The sequence below is a fragment of the uncultured Tateyamaria sp. genome (genome assembly GCF_947496075.1).
In the GTDB taxonomy this organism is placed as follows: Bacteria; Pseudomonadota; Alphaproteobacteria; order Rhodobacterales; family Rhodobacteraceae; genus Tateyamaria.
This window is the reverse complement of sequence record NZ_CANMBJ010000002.1, coordinates 942,270-963,116: the sequence shown is the minus strand read 5'-3', so window position 1 is coordinate 963,116 and position 20,847 is coordinate 942,270. Positions and strand designations below refer to the sequence as shown.

At 59.7% G+C, this 20,847-nt stretch carries 17 protein-coding genes; 4 read left to right on the top strand and 13 right to left on the bottom strand.

What is annotated here, in order from left to right; translation table 11 throughout:
• Positions 1-19: 19 nt before the first annotated feature.
• From Q1A51_RS08760 to Q1A51_RS08715, 10 genes are all read right to left on the bottom strand, one after another.
• Complete coding sequence (locus Q1A51_RS08760; protein ID WP_299200324.1) at positions 20-796, bottom strand: enoyl-CoA hydratase-related protein; 777 nt, start codon at positions 794-796, stop codon at positions 20-22.
• Between the two features lie 69 nt (positions 797-865).
• Positions 866-1,321 carry a cytochrome c-type biogenesis protein gene (locus tag Q1A51_RS08755; protein WP_299200333.1) on the bottom strand — a complete coding sequence of 152 codons (456 nt, stop codon included), beginning with the start codon at positions 1,319-1,321 and terminating at the stop codon, positions 866-868.
• The gene (locus Q1A51_RS08750; RefSeq protein WP_299200341.1) at positions 1,318-3,276 is read right to left on the bottom strand and encodes a heme lyase CcmF/NrfE family subunit; all 1,959 of its coding nucleotides are present in this window, start codon (positions 3,274-3,276) and stop codon (positions 1,318-1,320) included. Before Q1A51_RS08750 ends, Q1A51_RS08755 begins: the two co-directional genes overlap by 4 nt.
• Before the next feature lie 164 nt (positions 3,277-3,440).
• Complete coding sequence (locus Q1A51_RS08745; RefSeq protein ID WP_299597249.1) at positions 3,441-4,013, bottom strand: holin family protein; 573 nt, start codon at positions 4,011-4,013, stop codon at positions 3,441-3,443.
• Positions 4,004-4,615, bottom strand: a complete 612-nt coding sequence (locus Q1A51_RS08740; protein WP_299597252.1) for a holin-associated N-acetylmuramidase — start codon at positions 4,613-4,615, stop codon at positions 4,004-4,006. The genes Q1A51_RS08745 and Q1A51_RS08740 overlap by 10 nt, the downstream gene beginning before the upstream one ends.
• Positions 4,616-4,689: 74 nt before the next feature.
• Positions 4,690-5,133, bottom strand: a complete 444-nt coding sequence (gene ccmE / locus Q1A51_RS08735; protein WP_299200365.1) for a cytochrome c maturation protein CcmE — start codon at positions 5,131-5,133, stop codon at positions 4,690-4,692.
• 9 nt (positions 5,134-5,142) lie between these two features.
• The gene (argC, locus tag Q1A51_RS08730) at positions 5,143-6,171 is read right to left on the bottom strand and encodes an N-acetyl-gamma-glutamyl-phosphate reductase (protein ID WP_299597256.1); all 1,029 of its coding nucleotides are present in this window, start codon (positions 6,169-6,171) and stop codon (positions 5,143-5,145) included.
• A gap of 27 nt (positions 6,172-6,198) precedes the next feature.
• Positions 6,199-7,008 carry an aspartate/glutamate racemase family protein gene (locus tag Q1A51_RS08725; protein WP_299597259.1) on the bottom strand — a complete coding sequence of 270 codons (810 nt, stop codon included), beginning with the start codon at positions 7,006-7,008 and terminating at the stop codon, positions 6,199-6,201.
• A gap of 17 nt (positions 7,009-7,025) precedes the next feature.
• Positions 7,026-7,910 (bottom strand): lysophospholipid acyltransferase family protein, encoded by an 885-nt coding sequence (locus Q1A51_RS08720; RefSeq protein ID WP_299597262.1) that lies wholly within the window; start codon positions 7,908-7,910, stop codon positions 7,026-7,028.
• An 87-nt stretch (positions 7,911-7,997) separates the two neighbouring features.
• A complete protein-coding gene (locus Q1A51_RS08715) occupies positions 7,998-11,417 on the bottom strand; it encodes an indolepyruvate ferredoxin oxidoreductase family protein (protein WP_299597265.1) in 3,420 nt (1,139 codons plus the stop codon).
• 170 nt (positions 11,418-11,587) lie between these two features.
• Between Q1A51_RS08715 and Q1A51_RS08710 the strand changes: the two genes are divergently transcribed.
• The 4 genes from Q1A51_RS08710 (at position 11,588) to purL (ending at position 17,969) form a co-directional block, all read left to right on the top strand.
• The gene (locus tag Q1A51_RS08710; protein ID WP_299200413.1) at positions 11,588-12,493 is read left to right on the top strand and encodes a LysR family transcriptional regulator; all 906 of its coding nucleotides are present in this window, start codon (positions 11,588-11,590) and stop codon (positions 12,491-12,493) included.
• A gap of 232 nt (positions 12,494-12,725) precedes the next feature.
• Positions 12,726-15,011 carry a mechanosensitive ion channel family protein gene (locus Q1A51_RS08705; protein ID WP_299597269.1) on the top strand — a complete coding sequence of 762 codons (2,286 nt, stop codon included), beginning with the start codon at positions 12,726-12,728 and terminating at the stop codon, positions 15,009-15,011.
• Between the two features lie 159 nt (positions 15,012-15,170).
• A complete protein-coding gene (locus Q1A51_RS08700; protein WP_299597272.1) occupies positions 15,171-15,554 on the top strand; it encodes a hypothetical protein in 384 nt (127 codons plus the stop codon).
• A 255-nt stretch (positions 15,555-15,809) separates the two neighbouring features.
• The gene (gene purL / locus Q1A51_RS08695; RefSeq protein WP_299597275.1) at positions 15,810-17,969 is read left to right on the top strand and encodes a phosphoribosylformylglycinamidine synthase subunit PurL; all 2,160 of its coding nucleotides are present in this window, start codon (positions 15,810-15,812) and stop codon (positions 17,967-17,969) included.
• A gap of 47 nt (positions 17,970-18,016) precedes the next feature.
• Here purL and Q1A51_RS08690 read toward each other — a convergent pair whose 3' ends face one another.
• From Q1A51_RS08690 to Q1A51_RS08680, 3 genes are read right to left on the bottom strand one after another with little or no spacing between them, the layout of a single operon-like run.
• Positions 18,017-19,270: a VWA domain-containing protein gene (locus Q1A51_RS08690; RefSeq protein ID WP_299597279.1), complete on the bottom strand. Its 1,254-nt coding sequence runs from the start codon at positions 19,268-19,270 to the stop codon at positions 18,017-18,019.
• Complete coding sequence (locus Q1A51_RS08685; protein ID WP_299597282.1) at positions 19,263-19,808, bottom strand: hypothetical protein; 546 nt, start codon at positions 19,806-19,808, stop codon at positions 19,263-19,265. The genes Q1A51_RS08690 and Q1A51_RS08685 overlap by 8 nt, the downstream gene beginning before the upstream one ends.
• Before the next feature lie 4 nt (positions 19,809-19,812).
• Positions 19,813-20,721, bottom strand: coding sequence for a MoxR family ATPase (locus tag Q1A51_RS08680; protein WP_299597284.1), 909 nt, complete (start codon positions 20,719-20,721; stop codon positions 19,813-19,815).
• Positions 20,722-20,847: the final 126 nt, after the last annotated feature.

The following is a 20,847-nucleotide window of genomic DNA, read 5'->3' as shown; positions in this document are numbered from 1 at the left end:
GGTGCTGATCCCGCGCGGGTCAGCGCCCCTCGAAACTCGGCTTGCGCTTCTCGACAAAGGCCAGCACGCCCTCACGGAAGTCACGGCTTTGACCGCAATCGCCCTGCTCGGACGCTTCTGATGCCATCTGTGCCTCAAGGTCGTTGCCCCAGCTTGCGCGGATCACGCGCTTGGCGGCGGCAAAGGCCTTGGTCGGACCATTCGCCAGATGCGCGACACGCGCTTTCCAGTGATCCTCGAACCCCTCATCCGCCACGGCTTCCCAGATCATGCCCCATGCGTCCGCTTGGCGGGCCGTGATCTTTTCGGCAAACAGCGCGGCCCCAATGGCCTTGGCCATACCCATCGTACGCGGCAGCACATAGGTCCCCCCCGCATCCGGGATCAGGCCGATCCGGGTAAAGGCTTGCAGAAAATACGCGCTTTCTGATGCGATCACTACATCGCATGCCAGTGCAAGGTTCGCCCCTGCCCCGGCGGCCGCACCATTGACCACAGCCACAGTGGGTACGGGGCAGTCAACAATCGCATTCAACATCGGTGTGTATTCGTCGCGCAATGTGCGTTCCAAATCCAGGTTGGACGCATTGGCGCGATCCCCCAAATCCTGACCCGAGCAAAAGGCACGCCCGGCACCAGTCAACACCACAACGCGCGCCGTCTTGCCTGCATGGGTAACGGCCACCTCGATCTCCGCTCGCATCTGCGTCGTCAGCGCATTCATCACGTCGGGCCTGTTCAGCGTGATGATCGCCGCGCCATCTTCCATTGCGTAGGTGAGCGTCTCGTAATTCATGGCCGGTGTCCCTTCAGGTTCCGATCCTCAATATCAAACCGATCAGTTTAGAAAAGCCCCGACGCGCCGTTACTCGTCCATAATCTCGCGCAAACGACGGGTTTCCTCATCGCTCAACCCGGCTTCTGTGGTGACAGGCGCACGACTGCGTCCGCGCAAATAGCCAAAACCGATGCCAGCGGCCAAAAGGAACATCAGCGGCCCAGCCGCCCACAACATCCAGTTGGACCCAGATGTGCGGGGCGTCATCAACACGAACTCTCCGTAGCGTTCGACAAAGAAATCAACAATCTGCGCGTTGCTCTGTCCCTCCGCCACCTGCTCGCGAATGACCTGCCGCGCATCAATGGCCCACTGTGCATTCGACGATGCAACGGATTCGGACTGGCAAACCACGCAGCGCAGCGCATGATCCAACGAACGGGCGCGTGCCTCTTGCTCGGGGTCTTCAAGCATTTCAGACGGATCAAGCGCCAGTGCTGCTGTGCTCAGAACCATCCAGAAAAGAACAACAAGCCGCTTCATTCCGCAGGCACCGCCTGAACCTTGCGCGCCCCAACGGCCACACGGAAGCGCCGGTCGCTCAGTGACAAGAGCCCTCCCAGGGACATCAGTGCACAACCAATCCAGATCCAGTTGGTCAACGGCTTGATATACGTCCGCACTGCCCAACCGCCGCCCTGCTGGGCGTCACCGATCACAACATACACATCCCGAGCCAAATCATAATCGATCCCGGCTTCGGTCGTGGGCATCTGCGCCACCGGATAGATACGTTTCTCGGGGCGCAGCTGCGCAATCTCACTCCCGTTTCGTGACAGCGTGATAGAGGCCATCGTGGACAGGTAGTTCGGTCCTTCCACATCCTCGACGGCATCAAGGGTCAAATCATATCCACCGACATTGAATTGCTCCCCAATCTGGGCGACACGGATGTCTTCGGTTTGCCAAGCCGTCAGGCCCGCAACACCAATCATCGTGACACCCAGGCCAGCATGGGCAACCGTCTTGCCCCAATCCGCCCGCGGAAGGCGCCAAAGCCGTCCGAAATCAAATTTCTTCCCGGTCCGAGACGCAAGATCGACCATTGCCCCCATCACCAGCCACGCGCCAAGGAACGCACCCAGTGGGCCAGTCAACGGCTTGCCTGTGTTCATCGCCCAGGCCAACCCACCAAAGGCCAAGGCCAACACAAAGACATAGCGCAGCGGCCGCACCGCTTTCGAGATCTGCCCCCGCTTCCACGGGATCATCGCGCCGATCGGCAAGATCAAACCAAGGATCACCATGAACGGTGTAAACGCCATGTTGAAGAAAGGCGGACCAACACTCAACTTCCGGTCAAAAAACATCTCGGCCACCAGCGGCCACATCGTACCTACGAAAACCACAAAACAACTGACCGCAAGCAGCAGGTTGTTGGCAATCAGTGCACTTTCGCGGCTGACCATGCCAAACACGCCCCGCGCCTCCATGGTACCCGCGCGCAGCGCAAACAGCAGCAACGCGCCTCCCATGAAAAAGCCCATGATCATCAGGATGAACACACCACGCTCGGGATCATTGGCAAAGGCGTGGACCGAGGTCAGCAAGCCAGAGCGCACGATAAACGTGCCGATCAACGAAAACCCAAAGGCAAGGATCGCCAGCAGGATGGTCCATGATTTCAGGCTCTCGCGTTTCTCAACCACGATGGCCGAATGCAGCAGCGCTGCCGCCAGCAGCCATGGCATGAAAGACGCGTTCTCGACCGGGTCCCAGAACCAGAAGCCGCCCCAACCCAGCTCGTAATAGGCCCACCAGGATCCCAGCGCGATTCCAATGGTCAGAAAAACCCAGGCCGCCAGCGTCCAGGGTCGCACCCAACGGCCCCAGGCCGCATCTACACGGCCTTCGATCAACGCAGCGACGGCAAAGGAAAACGCCATGCTCAGGCCAACATAGCCCAGATACAGAAACGGCGGGTGGAAGGCCAAACCGGGGTCCTGCAACAGCGGGTTCAAATCCTGCCCGTCAAAGGGCGGCACGGCCAAACGTAGAAACGGATTCGATGTGAACAGGATGAAGGCAAGAAAGGCGACACCAATCGCCCCCTGAACCGCCAGCACCCGTGCGCGCAGCGTGGGCGGCAGATTGTCCCCAAACCACGCGGCCATCGCGCCGAACAGGGCCACGATCAGCACCCAAAGCAGCATGGAGCCTTCGTGGTTCCCCCATGTGCCCGAGATTTTGTAGAGCATCGGCTTTGCCGAATGGCTGTTCAGCACCACCAGCCGCAAAGAGAAATCCGAGACGATGAACGCCCACATCAGCGCCGCAAAGGAAAAGGCAATCAGCAGGAACTGAGCTGACGCCGCAGGTTCCGCAACCGCCATCCAGCGCGCATCGCGCCGCCATGCGCCGACCAACGGGACAACAGCCTGAACAATGGCAATCAGAAAGGCGAGGACGAGGGCGAAGTGACCGAGCTCTGTAATCATGTCTCGGTTATATGACGCCCTATGCCCGCCGCCAATGGGTATGCCGTTTATGTCGCATCACGACATCGCCAGAAACTGCGTTTCTTCTGACAATAAATACGACGGGGACGCCGCAGGCGGGGGCAGAGCCCCTGAAGAGCGTCGTCGCGCAAGCGGCCTTTGGATCACGCCGCAGCACGCCACTCGTCAAGTGCCGCATTCTCGCCCCGCGCCAACGACGCGACAGTCAGCCGCGCATCACCGTCCGTCGCAGCCGCACCAATCCCGTCATGCCGCATCTTCCGAAGGGCCGAGACATTCTCCATCACCTGTGGAACATGCGACATCGTCTGCACGATCTCGCGCTGAAACTGCTGCGCCTTAACCTGATGGCGGGCGCCGAAATAGAACGACACGATCACACCCAACAGCCACCACAGCGGCTCAGGCACCAGCGCAATCCCCTGCATACGTTCCGCAAACCACAAGGGCGCCACCATGGCCGACACGAACAAGCCCAGGGTCCCCAAAGCCAGCGCCGGACGTGGCAAGCGGTTGATCCCGTCCATCACGCGGTCAAACCAACCCACGCGCGGCACCGCAAACTCGGCCCCCAACTCGCGCATCGCCTGAATTTGAACCTCATGGGCCCGTGCCGATCCAGCCTCGGCATTCTCCCGGAACACCTCAACCGTGTCCTTCACCACATTACGATCACCGCCGAACAGCAGCGCGAACAACCCCTGCATCAGCCCCATGCCGCAACCCTTTCCCGAAACTGCGTCTCTGTCAGATGAAAGCGCGGGGCGATGAACTCCTCCGCCCGCTTGATCCAGCCACCCTTCCCGCCTGCACGGCTGCGCGCGTATTTGCGGCTAGCGGGCCGATTGTCAGCGATGCGGAAGTAATAGTTGCGCCGCGCAATACCGTAAGCATCAACCAGATGATCAGGGGCGGCGTCATAGGCTGCGCGCGTGGCCCCGATGCTCTGAGGTCCCAGCGCCCCATCCACCACAACGGCATGCCCCATCGTATTCAGCAAACGCTGCAATATCTTGATCGCATTGGCACCGGCGTTGACATACATGTCAAAGACGGTGGCGTGCAGTGGTTCCGGCAATGCTGCAATTCGTGGCCGCTCGAAGTAATGCGTGACGAAAATATCCACTGCTTGCGCACGGCTCAGACGGCGCACATCGCGCACGTCCACATCGCCATCCCGGTCCAGATCAAGACCCAAGCGCTCCATTGTGTGGATCGTGACACCAAACTTCGTGGCGCCGCCCGGATCATCCGGATCATTCACGAATCCGCCCTCGCGGCCCACAATCTCTTCTGCAATGTCTCGGACACTCTGCATCGGCCAGCCCTTCCCGTAGATGTGATGGGAAGACTGCTGTGATGTCGGTTAACGGGCTTTAACTTGACCGAACGCTACGTGTCGGGCTCTTTGTAGACACCTTGCGCCTTGAGCGCATCGACGACCTCCGCAGGCATATAGGTCTCATCGTGTTTCGCAAGAATTTCAGAGGCTTCAAATACGCCGTTGATGTACGATCCGGTCCCAACCATGCCTTGGTTCTCTTCAAAAAGATCCGGCAACACACCTGTAAACACAACGGGCACCGTTGCGCCGCCATCGGTCACTTCAAAGCGAATCGACTCGCCCTGGCCACGTATCAACGACCCTTCAGCGACCAGTCCGCCAATGCGGAACACCTCGTTTGGACCAGGCGGTTCCGCCATAATCTGACTGGGCGCCCGAAAAAAGTTGATACCGTCGCGCATGGCATAGCCAATCAGCACCGTCGAAACCGTCAGTGCGACCGCCGCGAGGGCGATGATCTGGATTCGGCGCTGCTTCTTCAGACTTTTCATGGGCTCACATCACGGGAACAACGGGGCCATCAACAGCCCTTCAGTCTCTGGAATACCTAACATCAGATTGGCATTTTGCAACGCCTGCCCCGACGATCCCTTGGTCAAATTGTCGAGGGCAGCCACAACCACGGTCCGCCCCGGCAACCGATCCGCCGCGACGCCGATATGACAGAAGTTCGATCCGCGCACGTGCCGGGTGCTGGGCACCTCGCCCATGGGCAGCACTTCGATGAACGGTTCCGCCTCATAAGCCGCTGCCAGCGTGTCATAAATCGCCTGTGCCTCGCCCTTCACGTAGGCCGTGCCCAGAATCCCCCGGTTTGCAGGGATCAGATGCGGCTGGAACTGGATATGCACATCCCGCCCCGCAACCTTGGAAAACTCCTGGTCAAACTCGCCCAAATGCCGGTGCGCGCCGCCCGTGGCATAGGCGTGATACCCTTCGCTCAACTCGGCATGCAGCAAATTCTCTTTCAACGCCCGCCCCGCGCCAGACACGGCCGCCTTGAGGTCAAGAATGATGTCATCCAGATCAATCACGCCCGCCGAAATCAATGGCCGCAACGCAAACTGTCCCGTGGCAGCGTTGCACCCCGTGCCAGCCACCAACCGCGCGGCAGTAATTTCATCGCGATAAAACTCGGTCAGGCCATAGACAGCTTCGCCCTGCATCTCGACCGCCGAATGCGGGTTGCCGTACCACTTCTGATAGGCCTCCGGGTCGCGCAGCCGGAAATCCGCGCTCAGATCAATGATCCGCAGATCGCGCGGCAAGCCCGAGATCACCTCTTGGCTCGTCTTGTGCGGCAAGGCACAGAAACACAGGTCAATCCCCGCCCAGTCGATCTGGTCAAAGGCGACCATGGGCGGCAGATCCAGATGACGTAAGTGAGGATAGACCTGCGCAACAGTCTGCCCAGCTTTAGAGAACGCACCCAAAGCCTTGATTTCAATGGAAGAGTGCCCAGCAATCAGCCGGATCAATTCAGCGCCCGTGTAGCCGGAAGCGCCCAGAATAGCGATGTTATAGGTCATGTCGGTCTTCTTGAATAAAGTGTCAGATCAGGCGGCTTCAAACGTGATCTGTCGTCGCAAGAATTGCGTGGCGCGCTGGCTGACGGTCTTGGGATCACCGGTGGTCAGATACCCCGACGCACCACTGCCCATCTTGTCAGGGTGACGCTGCAGATAGTCGGCCAGGCTCTCGCCCACCAAACCGGCTTGCGAATACACAGCCACATCCGCGCCCAGCGCGTCCTGAAACTCGTCCTGCATCAGCGGATAGTGGGTACAGCCCAGAATGGCGGCCTGCGGCTCGGGCATCTTACGCTTCAGCGCATCCACATGGGACCGCACCAGCGCATCCGCCAAAATCATGTCGCCATCCTCGATGGCATCCACAACGCCCCCACAGGCCTGCGCTTCGACATCGACGCCAATCGCGCGAAAGGCCAGCTCGCGCTGAAACGCGCGGCTCGCTACGGTGGCAGGCGTTGCAAACAACGCCACATGCTGCACCCCGACCTCGCGCGGCGGAGAATTGTCTCCCCACTGACGCTCGGTCAGTGCTTCGATCATTGGCACAAAAACACCCAGCACACGTTTGTCAGAGGGCACCCACCTTTCCTGCATCCGGCGCAAAGCCGCTGCAGAGGCCGTATTGCAGGCCAAGATCACCAGATCGCAGCCCGCATCGAACAGGCGCTGCACAGCCGCAGTCGTCAGGTCATAGATATTGTCGGCCGTCCGCACACCGTAAGGTGCATTGGCACTGTCGGCGAGGTACACGAAATCCACATCCGGCAGCCGCTTTTGCGCAGCATCCAGCACGGTCAAACCGCCCAAACCGGAATCGAAAATACCAACTGCCATGCAGCACCTCTCGCGGCTCACGTGCGGTGCCGCTCTTCGAACTCATATCCCAGGTCAAACATCTTCACCGGGTTCGGATTCAGCTCATACGTGGCTTTGCGCAGGAATTCCATCATCTGTTTGGGATGCTGCGCCATCGGGTTAAGCACATCCCTGCCGATAGGGTCCCCAATCACCACATCCACGGGCGTATCCACCCGCTTCTTGAACTCTTTGATCAGCAAGCCAAGGCGCAGCGTATTGTGCAGATGGCTGGCAATCTGGAACATGCGGCTGGTGTGTCCATCGAAGTAGAGCGGCACAACCGTTGCCTCGGATTTCGCCACCATGCGCGCGGTAAAACTGCGCCAACCGGGGTCCATGGGCCGCGAAAACGGCTTTGCTGCCGTGCTGACAGTCCCACCGGGAAAGATGCCAATCGCTCCGCCGTCGCCAAGATAGCGCAACGCCTCCTTGCGGGTCGCCACGTTCAGCGCCATGGCCTCGCGTGTGTCGTCAAAGCTGATGGGCAACAGAACCCTGTTCAACTCCTCGGCCTTCTTGAAAACCGAGTTCGCCATGATCCGAAAATCACCCCGGATGGTCGACAGGATATGTCCCATCATCAAACCATCCAGAATGCCATAGGGATGGTTCGCAATTAGAATAAGCGGCTTGTCACGCGGGATGTTGTCCAAACTGCCCGCAACGACATTCAGCGACAGACCATAGCGCTCAACCATCACGGCCCAGAAATCACGGCCCGCCGCCACCTCGTGTTCGTAGCCCTGCGCCCGCTTGATCAGCCGCAGGCGCCCGGTCGTGTTTTCAAGGATACGGATCAACGCCCGTCCGCCCTTGGTCTCGGCCGAGTGGGAATAGCTGATCTCGCGCGTAATTTCGCGTTGCTGACGGTTGGGCATGGTGTTCTGCCTGATGACGGTACTAGGCACCCGTTTTACGGGGTGCGCGCAATCCTGCCTAGCCCATATGACGCAGGTGTGACGCGATCACTCAGCCGCCTTGGCCTGTTCTGGCCCTCCTGCCCGAATAACGGACAACAACTCCTCGCGCCGCTTGGCCGCCTTCGCCTCGTTCGCCTGCTTGACCGGACCAAAGCCCCGAATGTCGAGCGGAAGCGCCGCCAGTGCCACAATCGCATCGCGGGTCCCCTCATCAAGCTTGGGCAAGACCGCCTTTATATCCGCCTCGTACTGCTTGATCAGCGCCCGTTCCATCTTGCGCTCTTCCGTCCGCCCAAAAATATCCAACGGTGTTCCGCGCAGTCCCTTCAACTTCGCCAAAATGCGGAAGTTGCGCATCATGCCCGGCCCATATTCCTTCTTCACAGGCCGCCCATCCGGACCGTCCTTTGACAGCATCGGCGGGGCCAGGTGGAACTTCATGGTGAAGTCGCCCTCAAACTGCTCCCGCGCCTTGGCCTCTGTTTCCAGATGCAGGCGGGCCACCTCGTACTCGTCCTTGTAAGCCAGCAGCTTGTGGTAGCCCTTGGCCACCGCCTCCTTCACGGCGACGTCCTCGACCCCGTCAACCAGCTTGCGATACCGCTTGGCCAAACGCTTGCCCTGATACTTCACCAGATGATCCGCCCGGAAGGCGATCTTCTCATCCAGCGATTTCGGCAACTGGATCACCTTGGGCTCCGCAATCCGCGCGGCCTCTTCCGCATGCAGCACCGCCCAGCGCCCGATATCAAAGGCGCGTTTGTTGCGCTCAACCGCCGCACCGTTCAGATCAATCGCCGCCACGATGGCGTCATGGGTCAACGGCACCAAGCCCCGCTGCCACGCCGCGCCAAAGATCATCATGTTGGAAAAGATGCTGTCGCCCATCGTGGCCTTGGCCAGATCGGACGCATCGAACATATCTACCCGGTCGCGCAGACGCGCTTCCAGCGCAAGGGATAGTCGATCAGACGGCAGCGCAAACTCTGTATCACGGGTGAAATCCCCGGTGATGATCTCATGACTGTTCACCACCGCGCCCGTGCGCCCAGCGCTGGTCAGGCCAAGCGTCTTGGCCCCAGCGCTGACCACCAGGTCGCCGCCAATCAGTGCGTCACACTCGCCCGTAGCAACCCGAATGGCACTGATATCGGCAGGATCATTCGCCAAACGGCAATGGATGTGCACCGCACCGCCCTTCTGGGCGAGGCCCGCCATCTCCATCATCCCGGCACCTTTACCGTCGATATGGGCCGCCTGCGCCATGACCGCACCAATGGTAACAACACCCGTGCCCCCGACGCCCGTGATGACTACGTTCCACGTACCCTTGATCTCGGGCAGCTGCGGCATCGGCAGGTCGGGCAGATGCAACTCGGTTGTCGCCGCCTTCTTCACCTGCGCCCCTTCCAGCGTCACAAAGCTGGGGCAGAACCCTTTGAGGCAGGAAAAATCCTTGTTGCAAGAGGACTGGTCAATCGCCCGCTTCCGGCCCAGCTCGGTCTCTTTCGGCACGATGGAGACACAGTTCGACTGCACGCCACAATCGCCGCAGCCCTCGCACACATCCGTGTTGATGAACACACGCTTGTCGATGTCCGGAAAGGTGCCGCGCTTGCGGCGCCGACGCTTCTCGGCCGCACAAGTCTGCACATAAACGATGGCACTCACGCCTTCAGTCTTAGCAAAGCGCTCTTGAACCAGCGGCAACTCCGCCCGCTCATGGGTCGGCACACCCGTAGGAAAGCGCGAGACATCCACGTCTTCCTTTTCGTCATAGACAACGGCGACATGCTCACACCCCATCGCTCGGACTTCATCGACGATGCGGTAGGGATCAAGGCCACCCTCATTCCCCTGCCCACCCGTCATGGCAACAGCGTCGTTGTACAGGATCTTGTAAGTGATGTTGGTTCCGGCAGCCAAAGCTGCGCGAATGGCCTGCACGCCCGAGTGGTTATAAGTCCCGTCGCCTATATTCTGAAACACATGATCGCGTGTCGAAAACGGCGCCTCGCCGATCCAGTTCGCGCCCTCGGCCCCCATATGGGTATACCCGATGGTCTCGCGGTCCATCCACTGCACCATGTAGTGACAGCCGATGCCCGCATAGGCCCGCGACCCCTCGGGCACCTTGGTCGATGAATTGTGCGGACAGCCCGAACAAAAGTAAGGCAAGCGCGCCGCAATATCCTCAGCATTGTCGGACCGGCGCGCCTCGTCCAGCTTGGCAAGCCCCGCCTTGATGCCGTCTGTGTTGCGGCCCTCTTCGACCAGAATACCGCCCAGCTTCTCTGCAATCCAAATGGGATCTAGCGCCCCACGCGTCGGGAACAACTCTTCACGGTGCAGTCCACCGGCCCCGCCCTTGTACCAGCCATAAACGCGGCGCCCGCGCCGGTCGTCAAAGATGGCCTCCTTGATCTGTACCTCGATCAGCTTGCGCTTTTCCTCGACCACAACGATCAGGTCCAAGCCTTCGGCCCAGTCGTGGAAGCCCTGCATGTCCAGCGGAAAAGTCTGCCCCACCTTGTAGGTCGTGATGCCCAGCCGCTCGGCTTCGTTCTCATCTATGTTGAGCAGGTTCAAAGCGTGAACCAAATCCAACCAGTTCTTGCCCGCAGCGACAAAGCCGATCTTGGCGCCCGCCTTGCCCCAAATCCGCTTGTCCATGCGGTTGGCGCGCGAAAAAGCCTCTGCCGCAAAGCGTTTGTGGTCAATCATCCGCGTTTCTTGTTCCGTCGGCGTATCCACCAAACGAATGTTTAATCCGCCCTCGGGCAGTTGGTAGTCTGGCACCTTGATGGCCATGCGATGCGGGTCGCCATCCACGACACTGGTGGCCTCCACCGTGTCCTTCATAGTCTTCAGACCAACCCACAGCCCCGAAAACCGGCTCAGCGCCCAACCATAGACACCGTAATCCATGATTTCCTGCACACCTGCCGGAGAGACAACAGGCATGTAGGCATCAATCAGCGCCCATTCGGACTGGTGTAACACGGTCGAGCTTTCGCCAGTGTGGTCGTCCCCCATGGCGACCAGCACACCGCCATGTTTCGACGATCCAGCCATGTTGGCGTGTTTGAACGCATCGCCAGAGCGGTCGACCCCCGGCCCCTTACCGTACCACAAACCGTAGACACCATCGAACTTGCCCTCGCCCCGCAACTCGGCCTGCTGCGCGCCCCATAGGGCAGTCGCTGCCAAATCCTCGTTCAGCCCCGGCTGAAATGTCACGTCATGCGCGGCAAGCTGCTTCAGCGCCCGCGTCATCTGCATGTCCACAGCCCCCAGCGGAGAGCCGCGATATCCAGTCACCAGGCCGGCAGTATTCAGCCCCGCAGCGGTATCTCGCGCCTTCTGTATCAGCATCAGGCGCACAAGCGCCTGTGTGCCGTTCAGCAAAACGGGGCTCTTTTCAAGATCGTAGCGGTCGTTCAAGGAAATCTTTTGCGTGCTCATCGCTGGCCTCCCCTGCCGTGATCAGTCTTGCATATTCTCAGTTGAATAATAGGTCACACACTCTGACCTTACCAGAAAATTTTTCGTGCGTTCCCGGTTCCGGTCATGCAAGCGATGTGAAAAGAGACTATTTCGGATACGGTAGCGCAAACGTTACGAAAGTGGTGCAAATGGACTGGGATAAGTTACGGATATTTCACGCGGTCGCAGACGCGGGCAGCCTGACTCACGCAGGTGACAAGCTGAATCTGAGCCAATCCGCCGTGTCCCGGCAAATCCGCGGGCTCGAAGAATCGCTGAACGCCACCTTGTTTCACCGCCATGCACGCGGGCTGATCCTGACGGAACAGGGCGAGTTGCTGTTTGATGCGACGACCGCGATGAACAAGCGGCTCGACACGGCAAGCGCCCGCATCCGCGACAGCGAAGAAGAAGTGTTTGGCGATCTGCGCGTCACGACCACAATCGGCTTCGGCACGCTGTGGCTGGCCCCGCGTCTGGTCAAGCTCTACGAACAATACCCGGACCTCCGGGTCGATCTCATGCTCGAAGAGCGCGTGCTCGACCTGCCCATGCGCGAGGCCGACGTGGCCATCCGCATGAAAGAACCCAGCCAGGCCGACCTGATCCGAAAGCGTCTTATGACGGTCAAGATGCAGGTGTTCGCCACACAGGCTTATCTTGATGCCAATGGCACACCCAACACGCCCGAAGACCTGATCCATCACCGCCTGATCTGCCAGAACGTGAACTCGGCCCAGGTGGGCGCAGGCAGCAGCCTCGTGCAGCACTTGCTGACCTACGAAGTGCGGTCCCTTCTGACAGTGAACAACTACTTCGGCGTGTTGCAGGGGGTGCTTCAGGATCTCGGCCTTGGCATCCTGCCCGACTACGTCTCACTGGACGATCCGCGACTCGTCCGCGTGCTACCCGAGATTGAATCTGCTGATGTGCCTGTTTTTTTGGCGTACCCAGAAGAATTGCGCCAATCCAAGCGGATCGCCGCCTTCCGGGACTTCGTGCAGGAAGAGATCATCGCGTACCGTAAAATGTTGAGGAAAAAAGAAAATCCCTGAGATATGCGAAAAATGCATACCTGCCATGCCTTTGCGCGTGCAGAAAGTGCCTTGATCGGGGGCATTTGCATCCCTACCTCGCCTATTGAAGATACACGGCGCATATCGCGCCATCTTCATACCTCCCTGTTGGACTTGGCCGAGCTTCGCGCTCGGCCTTTTTTTATCTCCACGTTGCAACGAATCCCTTTTCCGGTCATGCCGGAGAAAAAGACTTTGCGCCGGGGGGCCCATGTTTTTGATGAATTTCCTGCTGCGGACAATTGTGTTCGCTCTCTCATTGTCCATTGCTGTTGGCGCATCCGCACAGGGCCTGTCCGTCACGGGAAGCAGCTCATCTTCCAGTGAAACAGTCCCCGAACTGCCCGACCCTCTGACCGAAGACGCCGCAAACGCTCTGATTTCCCGGCTGTCCGACACGCAGGTCCGCGAGTTGCTGCTGGATCAGCTGAACGCGCAAGCTGTTCCTGAACAGGAAGACGCGGGTATTGGCGAATTCCTGTACCACTTAACGACAGGTGCATTCGGCACGATCACGGAGTCGGTCGAACGCGTGCCGATCCTGTTCAGTAGCCAGGCCAAGGCGTTTTCGAATTTCGGTAACTTCGTCGGTACAAATGGTCTGCTAGCGACCGCAGGCTTCTTCGTTCTGGTCACAATCGGAGCGCTGTTGATCGAACTGGTGTTCCGGCGCTTTATTCGCAGATGGCTGATCCTGCCCGAACAGGCGGATCAGGATGCCAACTTGCGGTCCACTCTGTCCCTGCTCTTTATCCGATTGCTCAGCGAACTGGCCGCAGTGGGGGTCTTTATCGCAGCCGCGATTGCACTGACGAACCTCGTTGTGCCACCCTACTACCATCCATTCATCACCTTGTTCGGTTTCAACCTCGTCGGCCTGCCTCGGTTGGCCATCGCGGTCGGGCGATTCTTCATGGCGCCCACAGCGCCCGCCTACCGGATCGTGCACGCCACGGACGAGGTTGCACGCGCCATCGTCTTCCACATGTTCTGGCTTGCACTCCTGATCGGGTTTGGCGCGTCCATCATCCCGTTCAATGCTGCCAATGGCGTTCCCATGGGTGAATCCCGCATCGGCTTCTGGATCAACCTTTCGGTGCATGTCTACGTGGCCATGATCGTCTGGCGTTACCGCGACGCCATGGTACGCATGATGCGCGGCGCCGATCCTGACGTCAGCCCTGTCGAAGAACGCATCGCGCGCGCCTTTCCCTATTTCGCCATCGCTGCGGCCATGGGGACATGGTGGGTGGTCAACATCGTGGTCAGCTACGGTGACTTCTCAGTGCTACGCAGTGCCCCCCACTACAAGACAATGACCCTCCTGCTCTTCGCACCTGCCATGGATACAGCGATCCGTGGCCTTGTGCGGCGGCTGGCCCCACCCATGACGGGCGAAGGGGCGGTGGCCCAACGCGCATATGTGGCGACGAAACGGTCCTATATCCGCATCGGTCGGGTCATCGTGTTCGGTATCGTGCTGATCTCGATCGCGGGCTTCTGGGGCATGACACCGACAACGCTCGCCTCGGCCGGTGTTGGCGAACGCTTCGCCGCCAGCCTGATCGAATTCCTGATGATCATCGCAATCGGCTATCTCGTCTACGAGGTCGTCTCGCTCATCATCAACCGCAAGCTGGCCGCGGAACAAACGGCATCAGGCTACGATCCTGACACGGAAGACACCGGCGATGGCGGCGGCGCAGGCGGATCGCGCCTGTCGACCGTGTTGCCCCTGATCCTCGGCGTCAGCCAGGCAACCATCATCGTCCTGTTCCTCTTGCTGGGGCTCAGCAACATCGGGGTGGACACGACGCCACTGCTGGCAGGTGCCGGTATCGTCGGCCTCGCCATCGGCTTCGGTGCCCAGAAACTGGTGACAGACGTTGTGTCGGGTATCTTTTTCCTGGTCGATGACGCCTTCCGCACCGGCGAATATGTCGAAGTGGATGGCACCATGGGCACGGTCGAAAAGATCTCGATCCGGTCGATGCAATTGCGCCACCACAAGGGCCCCGTGCATACCCTGCCCTATGGCGAAATCCCCAAGATTACCAATTTCAGCCGCGACTGGGTGATCATGAAGCTGCGCTTCACCGTTCCCTTTGGCACGGACCCCGAAAAGGTCCGCAAACTGTTCAAGAAAATCGGGCAAGACATGATGGCCCTGGACCAGTTCAAGGACGACTTCCTGCAACCCTTCAAATCCCAAGGCGTGTTCGAGTTCGACGACGTGGGCATCGTGATCCGGGGCAAGTTCATGGCCAAACCCGGCACACAATTCGTGCTGCGCAAGGAAATCTACAACCGCGTCAACAAGGCGTTCGAAGAAAACGGCCTCGAGTTTGCACGGCGCGAGGTGCGGGTCGCCATCCCGAACCTCACGGATCAGGACAAGCTGACGGAAGAGGACAAGGCCACCATTGCCGCGGCGGCAACGCAGGCCGCACAAGAGATGACCGATCAAGCCCCTGCAGCGGACAAGCCCGGGGATTGAAGCGGTCGACCTAAAAACGAGAAAGAAAACTTTATTCAGTCACGCGGCATCGCATTCCGGTGTGATGACATAGGGTGATCGACACGTGGTCGTGACAACATCTTTCCTTGGGGCAGCTGGCAACCATTTGATGGGCAACAGCATAAAAAGGAGCCTGTTATGACGTTTATTAAATCGACCCTTACCGCATTGACACTCGGCCTCTCAGCCACTGTTGCGCACGCCGACCTCAGCCCGTCGGATATCGCCGCCATCGATGGCAAAAGCGGTATTCGCGTCTATTCTTCAGACGGTGACTTCGTGGGGCTGACCAATGGCTTGAGCATCAACCAGGATCGCACGCGCCTCTTTTTGGTGCCGCGCGCCGGATCCATTTTTCGTTTGCGTGGCAAGGACGTGATCGTCACAACCAAGACCGACCTGTTGACGCTGCAGGATGGAAATATTGTGATTGATGCCGACACCCAAAGGCTGCGGATCAAGGCCCGGTCATCGTCCTCTGATGACGATGGAATCGTGACCATCCTGCTTTTGAATGGCTAAGACACACCCTGTGTTGCGCGCATCTTGTGTCCGACATGGCGCGCGCAACCGCTCCGGGTCATGGCCCAGCCTGCCTAAGTCAGGTTAATTTCGGCCAAAGCGACCGCGCGATGATCTAAGCAATTGATCTCTCGGAACGATCAAAAAGCGATGAAAATACCCTAAACGCAACGAACAGGCTGTCCCCGCGGGGACAAACCCTTTCCCCTCGCCCGTCCCTGCTCTAAAGAGCGGTCCAAAGCCGGGGGACACCACATGCCAGAACCGAAAATCACCGAAGATCTGATCGCAAGTCACGGGCTCAAACCCGATGAATACGACCGTATCCTCGAGATCATCGGACGCGAGCCAACCTTTACCGAGCTCGGCATCTTCTCGGCCATGTGGAACGAACACTGTTCCTACAAATCCTCCAAGATCCACCTCAAGAAACTGCCCACCACGGGCCCTCAGGTGATCTGTGGTCCGGGTGAGAACGCGGGCGTTGTCGATATCGGCGACGGACAGGCCGTGGTGTTCAAGATGGAGTCGCACAACCACCCCAGCTACATCGAACCCTACCAGGGCGCGGCCACCGGCGTGGGCGGCATCCTGCGCGATGTCTTCACGATGGGTGCCCGCCCGATTGCATCTATGAACGCCCTGTCTTTCGGCGAACCCGACCATCCCAAGACCCGCCAGCTGGTGCACGGCGTGGTTGAAGGCATCGGCGGATATGGCAACGCCTTCGGCGTGCCTTGCGCGGGTGGTGAAGTGCGGTTCGACCCGGCCTATAACGGCAACTGCCTCGTGAACGCCTTTGCTGCAGGCCTCGCCGACGCGGACAAGATTTTCTATTCCGCCGCCTCGGGCATCGGCATGCCCGTCGTTTACCTTGGCGCCAAGACGGGCCGCGACGGCGTCGGTGGGGCCACTATGGCCAGCGCCGAATTCGACGACACGATCGAAGAAAAACGCCCCACCGTGCAAGTCGGTGACCCCTTCACCGAAAAACGTCTGATGGAAGCCACGTTAGAGCTGATGCAAACCGGAGCCGTGATCTCGATCCAGGACATGGGGGCCGCTGGCCTGACCTGTTCCGCGGTGGAAATGGGCGACAAGGGTGGTCTTGGCGTCAAGCTGAACCTCAACGACGTGCCCGTGCGCGAAGAGAACATGACCGCCTACGAGATGATGCTGTCTGAGTCCCAAGAACGCATGCTCATGGTCCTCAATCCCGAGCTTGAGGCCGAGGCCAAGGCCGTCTTCGATAAGTGGGATCTGGACTTCGCCATCGTGGGTGAAACGCTTCCCGAAGACCGCTTTCTGATCGAGCACGATGACGAGATCAAAGCAGACCTGCCGCTGTCCAAACTCGCCTCCGAAGCCCCGGAATACGATCGTCCGTGGGAGCCCACACCAGAAGCCAGTCCCCTCGGGGACATCCCAAGCATCGACCCGATCGACGGCCTCAAGGCGCTGCTGGCCAGCCCCAACTACGCCGCGAAGCAGTGGGTGTTTGAACAGTATGACACAATGGTTATGGCCGACAGCGCCCGCACACCGGGTCTGGGTGCAGGGATCATGCGGGTGCATGGCACGGACAAGTCCCTTGCCTTCACGTCGGACGTCACTCCACGCTACGTCAAGGCCAACCCGGTCGAGGGCGGTAAGCAGGCGGTCGCAGAGGCCTATCGAAACTTGACGGCAGTGGGCGCCAAGCCATTGGCAACAACAGACAATCTGAACTTCGGCAACCCCGAAAAGCCCGAGATCATGGGACAGTTCGTGGGGGCGCTCGACGGAATTGGTCAGGCTTGCGAAGCGCTCGACATGCCCATCGTGTCGGGCAACGTGTCGCTTTACAACGAGACGGACGGCACCGGCATCCTGCCCACCCCCACCATCGGGGCCGTTGGGCTGATCGATCACCCGGACAACATCATCGGTGGCGACGTGCGCGATGGCCATGTGGCCTTGCTGGTGGGCGAGTGCGGCGGACATCTGGGCCAGTCCGCGATCCTTGCCGAAGTGTTTGGACGTACTGACGGGGACGCGCCGCATGTGGACCTTGATTCTGAGAAGCGGAATGGCGATTTCATTCGTGAAAACAGACACTTGATTAACGCCTGCACTGATCTGAGTGACGGGGGCCTCGCCCTTGCCGCTTTTGAATTGGCAGAAGCAGCAAACGTAGGCGTATGGATCGACGCCAATGAGATGGGCAGCTTCTTTGGCGAGGATCAGGCGCGGTATCTGGTGGCTTGTTCCTTTGACAAAGCCGAAGCCTTGATGATCGCCGCCGGCAAGGCGGGCGTGCCTATCGTTTCCGTCGGCAAATTCTCGGGCGATACGGTGTGGATGGGCAACAGCTCGGCCCCGCTGTCGGAATTGTCGGACATCTATCGCAACAGCTTTGCCGATACATTCGCGTGACCCTGTTGGGACGGCGAGACTTTTCGTACGAAAAATCTTGGCCCGGATCAGGCGGTGATCATTCGGAGCAAGCGGTCGCGGTCGCCGACATCGTCGCGCAGGGAAATCACCTGCGCCAGTTCTTCGATGGACGCTATGGAGTGACCGGCGCGGAAGCTGTCCACGTGGGGCAGCATTGCAGCGATACCACGGGCGCGTGGTGCAAAATCCTCCCACCTTAACAACGGGTTGATCCAGATCAAACGTTGTGCGGAGAGGTGCAGACGCTCCATCTGTTTCGCCAGTGCATCCGGGTCGTCACGGTCGAGACCGTCGGTGATCAGAAGCACCACAGCCCCTTGTCCCAAGACGCGGCGGGACCAGTCGCGATTAAACGTTTCAAGGCACGATCCAATCCGCGTGCCACCTTCCCAATCCTGCGCTTCCGCCCCTGCGGCTTGCAGCGCCGCATCCACATCACGCTGTGCCAGATGTCGCGTGATGTTTGTGAGCCGCGTGCCAAAAGTGAAAGCGTGCACCTTGGCCCAGCCCGCCCCCTTTGCATTCGCCACCGCATGGAGGAAGTGCAGCACAACGCGGGAATACTGGCTCATGGAGCCCGAGATATCGCAGAGCGCCACAAGGTTCGGATAGCGGACCCTCGGCGTTTTCCACTTCAGATCGCGCATCTCTCCGCCCTGTCGCATGGCCGCGCGCAAGGTGCGGGCGGGATCGATGCGCCCCAGCCCGGCGACCCGCGTCCGGCGCGTTGGCATGGGATCGACCGGCAGCGCCATGCGGGCAAGCATGGCTTTGGCTTGCGCCATTTCCTCGGTGCTCATCTGTTCGAAATCGAGGGTTTTGAGCTGTTCCTCGTTGCTCATGGTGAGCGAGGCGTCAATTTCGATCTCGGTCCCGCCCTCCTCCATCTCTGGCAGGTCGATGTCATCGCCAGCTCCATCAAGCAGCGCTTCGGCGGCGCGTTTCTCAGCGGCTTGTGCGCTACGGTCTTCCTGTACGCCCCGCACGGCAGGCAGCATGGCAGCCATCATGTGTTCGAGGTAGCGTGGGTCGCGCCAGTAGAGGCGGAAAATCTGGGCAAAGACCGCCCGGTGTTCCGGCTTTGAGACAAAGCAGGCGTGCAGCGTCCAGTAAAAGTCACGTTTCTCGGTGAAGCCCGCCTTGGTCACTGCCGTGATGGCATCCATCACGCGGCCCGTACCAATAGGTAGGCCAGCGCGGCGCAGGGCGCGGGCGAAATGGGTGATGTTTCCCGCGAGCTTTGGGTTTTCGGGGAGTTCGAGTGGGGTGTATTCAGGCATGCGGACGCTCCAGATGCCTACAAATCTTGTCTGCCGCGTTGTCGGCAGACAGGTTCGTGACGTCCAGCACGACGGCTGCGGCCGGAGTAAACAACTTCTCCCGGCTTCGAATGGTTTTTAGCACGTCACCATCCGTCAGCTTGGTGCCCCCTGCCCGGGATGGGTCCGACAGACGACGTTGGTTTTCATCAATGGAAAGGTCCAACACAAACAGATGCAATAGCGCGTTTCGGTCTCGTGCAAGTTCAAGTGTTGGTTGGAAAAGGAGTCTTGCAGCAGGTTCATCCGCCAAAGCGTCGGTTAGAACAATGGGTACATCGTCCGACAGCCGACGCGCATGGGCAAGGATGAGATTTCGGACTTCTTCGCGCATGGCTATGCTTTCCGGCGTATCGCGCGCATAGAGTGCCCGCGCGGCATCCAGCATCAGGTGATTGTGGATCAATCGCCCTCCCAAACGTTCGGCCACACGCTTTCCAATCGCCTTCTTACCCGCACCAGGCCAGCCGCCGATATGGATCACGGGCGCAACCGACATCAGATCATGCCGGTTCCAGAGACGCTTTGGCCTCGTCCAGCAGGCGTTTGGCCTCGGACCCTTGGAGTTTTTGGATATCGTCCTGGTACTTGAGGATTGCGCCGAGCGTGTCTGCGATGACCTCGGGGCTGAGTGTCAGCACGTCGAGCGCAAGCAGGCATTTGGCCCAGTCGATGGTTTCGGCGACGCCGGGCTTCTTGAACAGGTCCTCGGTCCGCAAGCGCTGCACGAAGGCCACCACTTCGCGGCTGAGTTCGGCTGCCGCTTCTGGCGCGCGGGCCTCCAGGATCTCCATCTCGCGGTCGAAATTCGGGTAGTCGACCCAGTGATATAGGCAACGGCGTTTGAGCGCGTCGTGCACTTCGCGCGTGCGGTTGGAGGTGACGATGGCGATGGGCGGTTCGGGGGCTTTTATCGTGCCCAGTTCCGGAATGGTAACTTGGAAGTCGGAAAGCGCTTCGAGCAGGAAAGCCTCGAACGGTTCGTCCGTGCGGTCCAGCTCGTCGATCAGCAGGACCGGCGCCCCGTTGGCGTCCGGGCGCATGGCGTCGAGCAGCGGGCGTTCGATCAGGTAATCATCAGAGAAGAGTTCGGTTTGTAGCGCTTTGCGGTCGGCCCCGCCCGATGCTTCCGCTGTGCGGATCGCGACCATCTGTGCCGGAAAGTTCCATTCGTAGACCGCCGATGACGCATCGAGCCCTTCGTAGCACTGCAACCGGATCAGGCGACGGCCAAGTGCAGCCGCCAGCGCCTTGGCGATTTCAGTCTTGCCCACCCCTGCCTCGCCTTCAAGGAAGAGCGGGCGGCCGAGGGACAGGCTTAGGAACACGACGGTCCCAAGGGCGCGGTCGCAGACATAGCCCTGATCAGCAAGCATGGTCTGGACAGCATCGATAGAAGTTGGGGTTTGCATCGGGTTTCCTTCCTTGCGTCCAACCTGCATCGCTGGGCCGTGTCGTCAAGGCCTCCTAAAGTCCTGTGCGTTGACGGGATTCGCGAGAAATGGCATGGTGTTAACGGGATAAGAATGAGGTTCGCG